Annotated in this window: 12 protein-coding genes; 9 read left to right on the top strand and 3 right to left on the bottom strand. The window is 40.3% G+C overall.

Annotation, left to right across the window (positions count from 1 at the left end; translation table 11 throughout):
- The first annotated feature begins 148 nt into the window (after positions 1-148).
- The 9 genes from V2H41_RS08710 to V2H41_RS08750 all read left to right on the top strand — a co-directional run bounded on the left by V2H41_RS08710 (position 149) and on the right by V2H41_RS08750 (position 8,383).
- Entirely contained in the window at positions 149-967 is an 819-nt protein-coding gene (locus tag V2H41_RS08710) for an SCO family protein (protein WP_330974759.1), read from the top strand.
- Positions 939-1,481: a DUF420 domain-containing protein gene (locus V2H41_RS08715; protein WP_330974760.1), complete on the top strand. Its 543-nt coding sequence runs from the start codon at positions 939-941 to the stop codon at positions 1,479-1,481. Before V2H41_RS08710 ends, V2H41_RS08715 begins: the two co-directional genes overlap by 29 nt.
- Before the next feature lie 101 nt (positions 1,482-1,582).
- A complete protein-coding gene (murA, locus tag V2H41_RS08720; protein ID WP_330974761.1) occupies positions 1,583-2,887 on the top strand; it encodes a UDP-N-acetylglucosamine 1-carboxyvinyltransferase in 1,305 nt (434 codons plus the stop codon).
- Between the two features lie 38 nt (positions 2,888-2,925).
- Positions 2,926-3,819, top strand: a complete 894-nt coding sequence (locus V2H41_RS08725; RefSeq protein ID WP_330974762.1) for a bestrophin family protein — start codon at positions 2,926-2,928, stop codon at positions 3,817-3,819.
- 89 nt (positions 3,820-3,908) lie between these two features.
- Positions 3,909-4,484 carry a guanylate kinase gene (gene gmk, locus V2H41_RS08730; protein WP_330974763.1) on the top strand — a complete coding sequence of 192 codons (576 nt, stop codon included), beginning with the start codon at positions 3,909-3,911 and terminating at the stop codon, positions 4,482-4,484.
- 84 nt (positions 4,485-4,568) lie between these two features.
- The gene (locus V2H41_RS08735; protein WP_330974764.1) at positions 4,569-5,816 is read left to right on the top strand and encodes a hemolysin family protein; all 1,248 of its coding nucleotides are present in this window, start codon (positions 4,569-4,571) and stop codon (positions 5,814-5,816) included.
- A gap of 135 nt (positions 5,817-5,951) precedes the next feature.
- Positions 5,952-6,815 carry a twin-arginine translocase subunit TatC gene (gene tatC, locus V2H41_RS08740; RefSeq protein WP_330974765.1) on the top strand — a complete coding sequence of 288 codons (864 nt, stop codon included), beginning with the start codon at positions 5,952-5,954 and terminating at the stop codon, positions 6,813-6,815.
- 11 nt (positions 6,816-6,826) lie between these two features.
- Positions 6,827-7,279, top strand: coding sequence for a ribose 5-phosphate isomerase B (gene rpiB, locus V2H41_RS08745; protein ID WP_330974766.1), 453 nt, complete (start codon positions 6,827-6,829; stop codon positions 7,277-7,279).
- 48 nt (positions 7,280-7,327) lie between these two features.
- Positions 7,328-8,383 (top strand): Gfo/Idh/MocA family oxidoreductase, encoded by a 1,056-nt coding sequence (locus V2H41_RS08750; protein ID WP_330974767.1) that lies wholly within the window; start codon positions 7,328-7,330, stop codon positions 8,381-8,383.
- Here the strand turns inward: V2H41_RS08750 and V2H41_RS08755 are convergent, their stop codons facing one another.
- From V2H41_RS08755 to V2H41_RS08765, 3 genes are all read right to left on the bottom strand, one after another.
- Positions 8,384-9,955 carry a hypothetical protein gene (locus V2H41_RS08755; protein ID WP_330974768.1) on the bottom strand — a complete coding sequence of 524 codons (1,572 nt, stop codon included), beginning with the start codon at positions 9,953-9,955 and terminating at the stop codon, positions 8,384-8,386.
- A gap of 1,410 nt (positions 9,956-11,365) precedes the next feature.
- A complete protein-coding gene (locus V2H41_RS08760; RefSeq protein ID WP_330974769.1) occupies positions 11,366-11,872 on the bottom strand; it encodes a hypothetical protein in 507 nt (168 codons plus the stop codon).
- A 420-nt stretch (positions 11,873-12,292) separates the two neighbouring features.
- A complete protein-coding gene (locus tag V2H41_RS08765; RefSeq protein WP_330974770.1) occupies positions 12,293-13,369 on the bottom strand; it encodes a hypothetical protein in 1,077 nt (358 codons plus the stop codon).
- Positions 13,370-13,375 lie beyond the last annotated feature (6 nt).

The raw sequence follows: 13,375 nt of genomic DNA on the forward strand, positions 1-13,375 counted from the left end.
TGTGGCAATATACGAATAACCGGGCAAGACGATGCTTGTTGTCTTACAAAAATAAAAAAAGCACAGCCTATCCTTTATTTTACGAATTTTGCAGCACCTTTTTATTCTATGTTGTCAAAACATTGGATAAAATTAAATCATAATAAAATTGAGCAAAAGAGGACTATACGCAGTTTTATTGGCTTCTTTATTACCGTTGGTTTGTTACTTTATCGTCAAACATTATAGCAGCGAATCGCTATCCATGCCTCGTTACTATATGCCCGATAGTACGGTAACCCGCCTAGAAAACGGAAAACTAATTGAAGATACCATCTGGCACAAAATACCAGACTTTACGCTTACGAATCAACTGGGGAAAGAAGTAAAATTGAGCGATTATGAAGGTAAAGTAATTATCGCAGACTTCTTTTTTACACACTGCCCTACTATTTGTCCCAAACTTACCTCCAACATGAAGGAGTTAGCATCTGCTATTACCAATGCTTCAAGAGTGGGCGATAAAACCAATTATAACATCCGTTTTTTATCTTTCTCCGTTGATCCAGAAAGAGATTCGGTACCCCAATTGAAAAAATGGGCAGATCGTTTTCAAGTAAATCCCGAGCAATGGGATTTACTCACCGGCGATAAACAAATTATCTACGACCTTGCGCTTAATGATTTCAAACTGGGTATAGTAGATGGCAAGGGCGTTGATACCGCTTTCATCCATACCGATCATTTTGTACTCATCGACGGCAATCGTCATATTCGGGGTTATTATCATGGTTTGGAAGAAAAAGACCTGAAACGCTTATCCCGCGATGCAGTATTACTTACACTTGAGAAAGATAGTAATAAAAAGAGTGGTCTTCCTGTAAAATCATTAGCTATCTTTTTTGTTATAGCAGCTGTTGCAGTAGGCCTATTTATGATATTATTTAAAAACAAGAGTAATGCTAACTCCTACTTGGAAAAAAAATGATACAAAAGCCAATTGGCTTATTATAAGTTTTTCGATAATTGTGTTTCTGGTGGTTGCTGCTTTAGGTCGTGTTCAGCTTAATGTAAATGTAGGTTTTGATGTTCACATCTTTGCACAAATTAACGCTGTCATCAATTCTGCGGTGACTATCCTACTTATTGCCGCATTAATTGCCGTTAAAAAAAGAAATTATGCCTTACACAAAAAAATTATGATGTGGGCGATGGTATTGTCCATCTTGTTTTTGGTAAGCTATATTTGTCATCACCTGCTAGCCGGCGACACTAAATTTGGAGGTACCGGAGCCATAAAAACATTCTATTACATCATTCTTTTCACACATATTCCTTTAGCCGGATTTATTCTTCCATTTATTTTATATACAGCTTATCGTGGGCTTATAGGAGAATATCCACGCCATAAAAAAATCGCACGTATTACTTGGCCTCTGTGGTTGTATGTAGCCATTACCGGAGTATTGGTATACATCTTGATTAGCCCTTATTATACATAATGCTCAGACCTTCGTTTGAAGTGCTATAAATATTTAAAGAAGATATAGGGATTATAACATCTTCTATTATCTTCGTTTTCGATACCAAATAATAAACACCGATGAGCGTTTTTGAAGTAAATGGAGGAAATCGACTGAAAGGAACCATTGTTCCTCAGGGTGCAAAAAACGAGGCATTGCAGATTATTAGTGCAGTACTGCTCACTCCGGAGGAAGTAACGATTCATAACATCCCCGATATACTGGACGTGAACCTGCTGATAGAACTGCTTTCCGATATGAACGTGAAAGTAAATCGTGTAAGCAGAAGCACCTGTAAATTCCAGGCTGATGAAGTAAACATCGATTATCTACATAGTCCCGAATTCAAAAAGAAAAGCGGACGATTACGCGGTAGTGTTATGCTGGCTGGCGCACTGCTGGCACGTTATAAAAAAGCATTTATCCCCAAACCAGGTGGTGATAAAATCGGCCGTAGAAGATTGGACACACATGTCATCGGATTTCAGAAACTGGGTACACAGTTCAACTATAATGCTGAGGACGGCTTCTTTCATCTTACCGCCGATGAACTAAAGGGAACCTACATGTTATTAGACGAACCTTCGGTAACAGGAACTGCCAATATTGTTATGGCAGCTACTATGGCCAAGGGTACTACTACTATTTACAATGCTGCTTGCGAACCTTATGTACAACAGCTATGCAAAATGTTGAACCGCATGGGTGCTAAAATCAGCGGTATTGGCAGTAACCTACTTACTATTGAAGGCGTCGATTATCTTCATGGTACCGAGCACACCATGCTTCCCGACATGATTGAAGTGGGTTCTTTCATTGGCCTGGCCGCAATGACGCAAAGCGAAATCACTATCAAAAATGCGAGCATTAACGATTTAGGTATCATTCCCGAAAAATTCCGTCAACTGGGTATTGAAATGGAGTTTAGAGGAGATGATATTTACATTCCCTCTCAGGAGCTATATACCATTCAGCGCCACCTCGATGGCAGTGTACTTACCATTTACGATCATCCTTGGCCGGGCTTTACACCAGATCTTCTAAGCATTGTACTCGTAACAGCCATTCAAGCACGAGGCAGTGTACTTATCCATCAAAAAATGTTTGAAAGCCGCCTGTTTTTTGTAGATAAGCTAATAGAAATGGGGGCACAAATCATTCTTTGCGACCCGCATCGTGCTGTTGTTATCGGACTGGAACGCGAAACACAGCTCAGAGGCATTACCATGAGTAGCCCCGACATCAGAGCGGGTGTGGCTTTGCTGATTGCCGCATTAAGCGCCGAAGGCAAAAGCACTATTCAGAATATTGAACAAATTGATCGCGGGTACCAATATATTGACACCAGATTACAAGCTTTAGGAGCGGATATTAAGAGGATATAAAAACAAAGCAGGTATTATTAATACAAATCCATTTTTACATGCGTTACTACAATACCAAGGACTGGCTACATACTTTGTTCAGAGTAACCAGAGCCGATGTATTGCGAAAACTATGGTGGATCCTGCTTGTAATAGCCATTTATTCTTTTTTCATTGCGTACTTGGAGCTGGAGTATTGGAAACTGTCGGAGTTAGATAAAAGTGTGCTGAAAAATATTCCCATCATGCATTCGTTGCTGGGCTTCGCTATTTCGCTAGTGCTGGTATTTAGAACGAATACCGCGTATGACCGCTGGTGGGAAGGCCGAAAACTGTGGGGTGCATTGATGAACAATTCCCGGAATCTAGCGCTGAAACTATCCGTTGTATTAAAAGAAGATGAAAAAGAAGAAAGAACATTATTCAAAACACTCATCCCGGGATATGCATTAGCATTGCATCAACATCTGCAGAAAGAACGTACCCGCATAATGCTCTTTGATGAAGATGCACAAACTCGAAAGGTTATCCAATCTATCGATACAGAGAAACATGTTCCCAATCAGGTAGCAGGTTTAATTTATGAGAATGTAAAAAAGCTGTATCGAGATGGAAAGATCAGCGGCGAAGTATTATTGTTTTTAAACAATGAATTGCAATCGTTTACCGACATCTGCGGTGCTTGCGAGCGCATTAAAAATACACCCATTCCGTCCTCATACGGAGTGTTTATTAAAAGGTTTATTCTAATCTATCTGCTTACATTGCCTTGGGGTTATGTATTTCAGTTGGGCTACTGGGTAATTCCGGTGGTGGTAGTGATTGCTTATGTGATGACCAGCCTCGAGCTGATTGCCGAAGAAATTGAAGACCCATTTGGCAATGACGAAAACGATCTACCCACCTATAAGATGTCTGAAAATATCCGCAAAAGTGTGGAAGAGATTTTATAATCAATTTCAAAAACCGGGTAACGACTTGTTTTCAGAAAAACCCATTATTCAAATTTTTTACTCCGGGTGCAAATACCGTAATTTGTGCTATGGCTTCTGCTAATAAAAAAATCATCATTATAACGGCTCCTTCCGGAGCTGGTAAAACATCCATTACCCGATATCTGCTGGAACGCTTTCCGCAGTTGTCTTTTTCTATATCTGCCACTACACGCAGCCCGCGCGAAAATGAAGTGGACGGTAAAGACTATTACTTCATCAGCATAGACGCATTTAAGCAAAAAATACAAAGCGGCGAATTTGTGGAGTGGGAAATGGTGTACGAAGGCAAATATTACGGTACCTTGAAAACAGAATTAGTACGCCTCTGGAAAGAAAAAAAATGTCCGCTTTTGGATATTGATGTTAAAGGCGCTATCCACATCCAGCAACAATATCCTGACAGTACCCTATCGATTTTTATTGAGCCTCCATCCGTAAGAGAGCTAGCACGTAGGCTGGCCAGTCGCGGTACAGAAACTGAAGAATCTTTACAAACCCGTATCAATAAGGCCGAATATGAAATGTCTTTCAGCCATCATTTCGATCATATAGTTGTAAACGACGATTTACAAGAAGCTTGTGAAGAAGCGGAAAAACTAGTTAGTGAATTTCTGAACAAATAATGGTTGCAAAAGACAGTTCCTTTCGTCTTTAATAATTTATGAGAGCTGGATTTTAATATAAAACCCCTTTTGTATCTTTAGGACATGGACGGAACCCTTATTGCCTGGCTTGCAGCGCTACTGTTTATGATGTTCTTTGCGGGGATAGAAATGGCTTTTTACAGCGCAAGCAGATTAAACATAGAGTTAAAACGTAAGCAGGAAACCGCCGCAGGCTTACGTCTGGGTCGTTTTATCGACGCGCCTGCCGTATTCCTAGGTGTGGCAATAGTAGGTTACATTATTGCCTTAACCATTTTTGTATTACTTACTGCAGAAGTTACTCAGCCACTTTGGCAAAAGTTGCACATTTACTCACGAGGCACACAAATCGTATTGGAAATACTGCTGAACGCGTTGATCGTATTAATCATAGCCGAGTTCTTTCCGAGAGCGCTGTTCCGTGCCAAAAGTGATGCTCTTTTAAGCGGATTCTCCTTTATAATGAACCTTTTCTTTTCGCTGTTTGCTCCTTTTGTACGCGGTTTATTTCATCTATCCAATTGGATTTTAAAATATGTATTCAATGTAAGACTGGATAAAAACCAATCCCCTTTGGGCAAAAACGAATTGCGCTTTGTCTTCTCCGACGGCATGAAGGATAATACCAAGGCAGATACCAGTGCCCAACTGCTTGAAAACGCCCAGGAACTGCCTAATATAAAAATCAGGCAGTCCATGGTACCTCGTAAGGAGATTATTGGAGTAGATGCAAAAACTCCTATCAACGAACTGGTTCAGAAGTTTGCAGAAACTAAGCGCACCCGTATCATCATTTACGAAGACTCTATCGATAATATTCTTGGATACGTACATCAACTGGACCTTTTCAAAAAACCCACAGATATTAGAAGTATCCTAATAGATATTATTGCGGTTCCCCAAAGCATGAATGCGGTAGACCTCATTTACAAATTCAGTAATGAAGCCAAAAGCATTGCATGGGTGGTGGACGAATTTGGAGGTACTGCAGGTATTATTACCATGGAGGATGTGCTGGAAGAGATTTTCGGTGATATAAGAGATGAGTATGATACCGACAAGTTTGTAGAAAAGGAAGTAGGAGAAGGAGAATACATTTTTTCCGGGCGATTAGAGCTGGATTATCTGGAAAAAAAATACAATCTCAAATTCGAAGGACACGAAACCGAAACTCTTTCGGGTTATATCATCTCCCATCACGAAACCATCCCGAATCAGAAAGAACGTATTATTATCGACGACTATGAGTTCGATATTCTGGAAGTAACCCACACCAGAATTGAAATGGTCAAGCTTAAAAAGCTGAAATAGGGTATTATAACATATCCGATAAGCCATCATTCCCCTCACCAATTGCCCCAAAACTTCCTTTGGGGCAAAAAATATCACTACTTCATCCCAAATCGGTAATTATACCGCATCTTTGCGTACTTATTTTTGCGTACTATGGCTTTGATGGACTTTTTTAATAAACGGAGCAACGGCAATGATGAAATGTCTTTTGTAGACCATCTGGAAGTACTGCGCTGGCACTTAATACGTTCGATTATTGCCGTAGTGATATGTGCCGTTATGGTGTTTGTGTTTGCCGATTTTTTTGTAGACGATATCGTATTCGGGCCTACTAAGCCCAGCTTTGTCTCCATCGAATGGTTATGCCGTACCGGCCATGCAGTAGGTGTGGGCGAAGCGCTTTGTTTTAATAATGATACACCCATTCGATTTCAGGAAACAACACTAACCGGACAGTTTATTGCATCGTTTACGGTAGCCTTCATCGGTGGGTTTATCCTAGCATTTCCCTATGTATTTTGGGAGTTATGGCAGTTTGTGAAACCCGCTTTATCCGATACAGAAAAGCGCCAGACCCGCGGCATCATCTTTTGGGTTTCGGTGCTATTCTTCTTAGGGGTAGCTTTCGGATATTTTATTCTAACACCGCTTATGGTTAATTTCTATTTTAACTATAAGCTGAGTGAGATGATTGATATCCGCCCTACATTTTCAGATTATCTGGAAAACCTGCTCTATACTACAGTGGGTATAGGCTTGCTATTTCAATTGCCTTTACTAATCCTGCTTTTGTCAAGAGCGGGCATCATCACCTCCAAAACACTCCGCCGATACAGACGTCATGCATTTGTTGTAATTTTGATAGCAGCGGCCATTATTACTCCCACTACCGACCCCTTCAGTCTTGCCGTAGTGGCTATGCCGTTATATATGCTTTTTGAAATCAGCATTTCTCTGGCCGCCCGCGGAGAGAAAAAAGCAGCAGCAAACGCTGAATCCATTGAAGAATGGAGCTAAAACCACATGTAATGGAAACAACATTGGATCTTACGAAACCCATTGCCATAGGCTCGGACCATGCAGGGTTTGAGATGAAAGAATTTGTGATCTCATATCTGGAGGGCAAGAGCTTGGCCTTTAAGGATTTTGGAACACATTCGGCGGAATCTGCCGATTATCCCGACTTTGCACATCCTGTTGCCGAAGCTGTAGCTAGTGGGGCTTTTTCATTTGGTATTCTGCTTTGCGGCAGTGGGAATGGCGTTGCTATTACTGCTAATAAGCATCAGGAAATTAGGGCCGCACTCTGCTGGGACGAAGAAATTGCCGCCCTTGCCAGAAAACACAACAATGCTAATGTCATTTGTATTCCTGCCCGGTTCGTGTCGGAAAGCGTTGCTGAAGAAATGATTGATGTTTTCATTAAAACAGCTTTCGAAGGAGGTCGACATGCTAATCGGGTAAATAAAATTTCCTGTTAATAATCGGCTATTTCTACAATTTCCTGTCAATTATTATAATATTATATCATGCTCAATAACAGAATCATCAATACAGGTATTTGCTCATATGGTATGAGTGGTAAGATTTTTCATGCTCCCTTTATACACGCGCATCCTTTATTTAACCTAAGCGCTATTGTGGAAAGGCACCGCGATGAGTCGCGGGCAAAATACCCTGATTCCAAACTGTATCGCTCTTTCGAGGAGCTACTGGCCGATAAGGATATTGAACTCATTGTGGTAAATACACCGGTGCAGACGCATTTCGAATATGCCAAAGCCGCCCTAAACGCAGGAAAGCATGTGATTGTTGAAAAGCCCTTTACCGTAACAGCAGAGGAAGCACAAATACTGGATGATCTGGCAAAAGAAAAAAACCTTTTTCTAAGCGTATATCAAAACCGTAGATACGACGGCGACTTTAAAGCGCTGAAAGACGTAGTGAGCGAAAATCTTCTAGGCGAGCTAAAAGAAGCCGAACTTCGCTATGACCGCTATCGTCCCGGACATAGCGGTAAGGATCATAAAGAGGGCGATAAACCCGGCGCCGGCAACCTGCACGATTTAGGAGCCCATTTAATTGATCAGGCCATTCAACTGTTTGGATTTCCTGAAGCCGTGTTTGCCGATGTATTCACCATGCGGAAAGACATGATTGCCAACGATTACTTCGAAGTATTGTTGTACTATCCGCGACCTTTCAGGGTAAGAATCAAAGGAACTGTATTTGCACGTGAACAGTACTATGCTTATATTCTACAAGGGGAAAACGGTACGTTCATGCAACAACGCTCTGACCTGCAAGAAGCCCGCCTAATGGCCGACGAGGTTCCTTCGTTGGGCACCTGGATTCCTACCCCGCAAGGGCATGATGGTATACTACATACAATAATCAACGGAGAGCCCGTACGCAAAGAAACCCGCTCTACCATGGGTAATTACATGGATTATTATGAGGATGTATACCAAGCGCTGGTAAACGGAGCACCCAATCCGGTTCCGGCATCGCAGGCCGTGCTTACCATGCGTATTATTGAAGCAGCTTTAAAGAGCAGTGCGGAAAAAAGGGTTATAACGCTCTAGTTAAGGTGTTTCTTCGGACGGGTCCAGGCTACGCTTACTTTTCTTGTATTTGTCATGAATGACATCACGCATGGGCCGTCCTTCCACTTTACTTTCCAGCCATGAAATAATGTCCAAATAAGCAAAGGAACGCGTCTGGAAGCGGTCGCCCTCCAGGTGTTTTACTTTTTGGAGAAAGTTTTCAAATTCCGGTCTCAACTGACGGGTCGAAAACTTGAAGGAGTTGCGCAGGAACCGGAACATCTCCTCTTCTATAACGGTGAGGTTCTTCATGCGCGACATATAACGAAATACCGAGCGCGTGAGTGAATCCATCAGCTCCAGATTGCCCAACTCATAATGCGCCAGCAGGTGCATCAGTCGCGAATAACATTGCAAATCGGTACGTAAATCGGAAGAATCGTTGATAATCCGCTGCAAATAATCAATACTGGTACTATAATCCCCCGACAGGTAGTACAACATGGCAATTTTGTACGTAATTACCATAATGCGGTGCTTGTCGAGGAAAAGCTCATACTCTTTCAGCTTCTGCTCAATTTCCGGAATCACCTTGAGGCCTTGCTCGCAAAGCCCCGTAATATTGTAAAAATTAATTTTGGCGCTGGCAATATATACAAAGGATTGAACCGTAAAATTTTCATTGTCTTGCACACGTTTCGTTTGTGAAAATGCTTCAAACTCTTTCAGCACACGGCTTAGCTCGCGGTAATTTCGGAGGTCGAAATGCGCATTCAGTAAGCTGTGGTAGCCCCGAATAAAGTGGCCAGTTTCCACGCGCTGCATGTTGGGCATTTCCTTAAACAGATCCACCCATTTCTGGGCATAACGATAGTACATCAAAAAGTCCTGACGTATAAACGCATACCAAGTATAGCTTTGATAATAATACAGCCGCTCGTAGAAACCCTTTTGCTCGGCAGAACCCGTAGGCAGCGACTGTCTGAAAAACTTCTTCACCTTGTTCTCTTCCTCCTCATTCCGCGCGTGACCATTGGCGATAAAGAAGCCGTACATCTGCAATGACAGATTAGACAGACGGGTAATCATATCTACCTTTTGGTTGGCTTCGTTAGCCTCTTCGGAAAGCGCTTCTATGCGGCTCTTGAAGGTATCAGTTACGTTCAAAGCCTCAATACGTTTTTCCAGCGATAGAATGAGGGGTAAAAAGAAATACTTCTGATTATTACGAGCTACCTCCTTGGCCTTGTCTATAGCCCGAAGGCTTTGGAAAAATAAACCCTTTTTATAAAGAATATGGGCCGTATCGAATAGCTCATTCAGCTGAAGGTCAAGGCTATCATTGCTTTTCAGTAGCCGAAGACTGGCTAGTACTTCCTTGTATAGGTGGGATTTCAGATTAGCCAGCTGCGGTTTTGTAACATTCTTCATTTTTTTCAGCAACACCGCTTCATCATAAGTGCTCATCTTATCAAGAATATCAAAGAGTTTGATAATCTTAAGGTCCTCATTTCCAGAACTGCGGGTGATATAGAGCTTAAAATGCCTTTTCTCCGCCTTTTCTAAAGAGCGGATCAGCTGAAACAGAATGTCACTTGGTTTCTTCGGCATTAAAACAAATTTAAAGTTCTTAATAACAAAAACAATAATTTATGGTAGATATAATGGAAGTTTTCCTCAAAATTGGCCGAAATACAAGGGTTTCAACAATGAAAACTGCTGTTTGATATGCGAATTAAGGCGAAAAGATGTAAATGAAAGCATAAAAACACAGCGTAAATTTGTGTTGTGATTCTGATAAACGAGCGTACAGGCAGCAAAGAAAAAGAATAAGGCAAGACTAGGATTCAAGTTTTTTCATATGGCAAGCAATCGTTAGAGGTCGGTCCGTTTCTACGGAAAGACCTTTTTTGTTTTGGGAGTTTTATCAGCTTTCAAAATAAAAAATCCGGGATGAAACCCGGAACAGTACATTTACCTTTTCATAAGCAGGCAATCGTCAGAGGCAATCAATTAGAGGTCGTCATAAACATTTCCCACGTTCAGAAAATGTTCGTTAAAAACATCTAAAACGATGTTTTTTATTATTCGGTTCTGCTAAGGTATAATAATTTTTAATATCAGTTAACTTTTTTTTAATGCTTTTTTTCAAAAAAATGGCAATTTTTCTTGTTTTAGATCAACATCCCACCTTTTGAACAGGTGGTTGGACATAATTAAAGACACAGCCTGAAATACAATACAGGACTGATTTGTGGGTGATTTTTTAAGGGTTTGATGTCTAAAAATTAACATTAACTTATTAATACGCACACTGTATCCGTTGTATCTTTGTGCAACAAAAGCGCAAGGCTTTTAAAGATATTAGGATTTAAGTTTTTTTCATATGGCAAGCAATCGTTAGAGGTCAGTCCGTGTCTACGGAAGGACCTTTTTTGTTTTTAGCCCCTTCTCTTCATTTTGTTGAAAAATATCTTTTTTACATTATTGCCGGTTTCGAAAGCAGCATTGGACAGGGCATTTTTCAGTGTATTATTCTGTTTAAATAAACCTTGGACATAAATAATAAAAACTCCTAAAACACAGTACTGTATTGGCTTTTATAAAAATATTAAGAGCTTGAATATATCAAAATCAAGCAGAAGTTGGTTTTGAGCAGGCCATAAAGCGTGGTAACTTTGTGCCAGATTCAACACCGAGAGAAAGATAAAGTGCAAGAATCAGGCGTAAGCGAATCTACAAGAAAGAAGTTTTTTAAGTTTTTTCATATGGCAAGCAATCGTTAGAGGTCAGTCCGTGTCTACGGAAGGACCTTTTTTGTTTTTGGAACTTTGCTTGAAACAACTTAGCCAAGAAATTAAGCCCATCTCTCCATCTACCCATAATCTTAACATAAAGATTTATAATAGAAGCCATATCCGCTTTTACTTTTTAATAGTGCGCATATCCCCTAACCCGAAGGCCCAGATACGCTAGAAAAGATACGCTTTGGGTAGAATTTCGACCTCTTTAATAATAGCATTAAAAATTAGTGCCTACTCTTATAAGAATGCTTCTGGGAATAAGGGGAACGTGAGTAAAGGATTGCACTAATGGAGTATTGATAAAATGACTATAACCTTTTTCGTAAGTTATATTGGAAAACACAAGACCGCAGCTCCATTTTTTATTGATATTATAATTCGACTTTAACTCGAAGAAGCTGAGATTATTTTGATAAGAAGAGAAGATATTATTTACATAATTCTCTGCAAGAAGCACTATGTTCATTTTTTTATCAACCATGAATGTCTGCCCAAGTGCATTCTTGATGTTTAAAATTTTACCGTTAAAACCGCTTATCGGTTTCATCTGATTTGAGTAAGAAAAATTAAGATTGGCATTGCTATAAAACTTAATATAGTACTTTTTAGCCCAATTTCTTTTCAAGGAAAAATCAAGCTCCAGTTGTGTGATTTTATTATTATATATCTGCTCATTTATTTTACTGTATCTGTTACCATACCTGCCCGATATGGTAATATTCATCAGCGAAGAAATTGATAGCAATACTCTTTAAATATCGAGCGATAAGTTAATATCAGATGAGACTTTGTTTATTAGAGAATCTCGACTGAGAAAGAATGTATTATTGAGAAAGGAAGTATTTAAAATGCTTTTAAAGTAATGATGATAAGAAAAATAAACTCTATTACGGTTCCCAATCTTTTTTGACTCTATCAGATTTGAATAGGCAAAAGGCCTACAACACCATATTTGCATATGGTAATATAATTTTCGTACCTGACACCGTTAAAAAGTAATAAGAGAATGAACAACGCAACACACTGTTGGCATCTAATTTCATTAATCATCAATTTTATTATTCCCTCTTCATGTCCGAATAAATGACAACAAAAAAAGCTGCTTTGCAGCAGCTTTTTGAGATTCGGGTTGAGGATATATTGTTTATTTGGTGCTCATTTGGTCAATCAAATTCAACAATTGACTTTCGGACACTTCTGTCAGATTAAAAGTATATGCAACATAGTTTTTACCGCTTTCCGGAGTAGGAATAGTCACATCGCGCATTTCAGCATAGAACTTTCCGTCTTTGGCACTCATTGCAAGGAATGTACCTTCCTGACCCACCGGAATAGAGTTTTGATAACTTAACAAGCCCTCTTTACCAGGAGCCGGATACAGAATTACATTGTACAACTTTATGAGCGTATTAGTATTCTTGGTTTTAAAGAACAATAATGTAGGATCATTGGATGTATAATTATTGCCGGTTTCCCAGTTAAATTTATCCCCAAAGTAGCCCAATACAGTAGTTTTCGGGCGAGGATCGACATACAATGCATCACAATTCAACCAGGTACCCAGCCTATCTAACGGGAAGATAGTAGATGTTGCAGAAGCAAAGCCGACACCAGGAATTTGATCCCAAACAATACCGCGGTTTACGGACACTTGTGTTGTACCGGTAACAAGCTGATTTTCATGATTATGTCCGGATACAGTATAGGTAATAACTGTATCTCCCTCCCACATCGGAACTTCCATTCTTTGAGGTTGTTCGCCATTAGCATTTGCAAGACCAATGGGTACTACAACAGACGGAGGTTTTACGGCATCAAGCACTAAGTCTTCACCATTTTGTCTGGCGCGAACAATGATTTCTCCGAAAGACTCCAGCATTTCTCCGCTCGAAGTAAGCGTAGGACGGTTAGCCAAAATCATGTCTGAGGCCTTTAGGATATCTCTTGCGGAAATATTTACATTGCCGGTTACGGGAGCCCCTCCTTTTGTTCTAAATACGCCAGCCGGAAAAGTGATGGTAGTTCCACTACTTAATGTGATGGTACCGCCGGCTGCTGCATCCAATACAAAAGCCTCTTCTTTAGGGGCGTATTTTTTAAAGAATTCGTCCATCATGCGGGCCGATGCTTTATCATTTGCTCCCGGCATGATGGGTGTATCGCTCTTTTTACAGGCTATCACAGTTGCCGCTATCGCTGCCAATAATAATATCTTTTTCATGGGATT

It is taken from the genome of Niabella digestorum, assembly GCF_036409055.1.
In the GTDB taxonomy this organism is placed as follows: Bacteria; Bacteroidota; Bacteroidia; order Chitinophagales; family Chitinophagaceae; genus Niabella; species Niabella composti.

Coding starts and splice junctions, on each gene's coding strand:
- V2H41_RS08715 (WP_330974760.1), top strand. CDS start 939: ATGCTAACTCCTACTTGGAAAAAAAATGATACAAAAGCCAATTGGCTT.
- V2H41_RS08735 (WP_330974764.1), top strand. CDS start 4,569: ATGGACGGAACCCTTATTGCCTGGCTTGCAGCGCTACTGTTTATGATG.
- V2H41_RS08765 (WP_330974770.1), bottom strand. CDS start 13,369: ATGAAAAAGATATTATTATTGGCAGCGATAGCGGCAACTGTGATAGCC.
- tatC (WP_330974765.1), top strand. CDS start 5,952: ATGGCTTTGATGGACTTTTTTAATAAACGGAGCAACGGCAATGATGAA.
- rpiB (WP_330974766.1), top strand. CDS start 6,827: ATGGAAACAACATTGGATCTTACGAAACCCATTGCCATAGGCTCGGAC.
- murA (WP_330974761.1), top strand. CDS start 1,583: ATGAGCGTTTTTGAAGTAAATGGAGGAAATCGACTGAAAGGAACCATT.
- V2H41_RS08725 (WP_330974762.1), top strand. CDS start 2,926: ATGCGTTACTACAATACCAAGGACTGGCTACATACTTTGTTCAGAGTA.
- V2H41_RS08750 (WP_330974767.1), top strand. CDS start 7,328: ATGCTCAATAACAGAATCATCAATACAGGTATTTGCTCATATGGTATG.
- V2H41_RS08755 (WP_330974768.1), bottom strand. CDS start 9,955: ATGCCGAAGAAACCAAGTGACATTCTGTTTCAGCTGATCCGCTCTTTA.
- V2H41_RS08760 (WP_330974769.1), bottom strand. CDS start 11,872: ATGAATATTACCATATCGGGCAGGTATGGTAACAGATACAGTAAAATA.
- gmk (WP_330974763.1), top strand. CDS start 3,909: ATGGCTTCTGCTAATAAAAAAATCATCATTATAACGGCTCCTTCCGGA.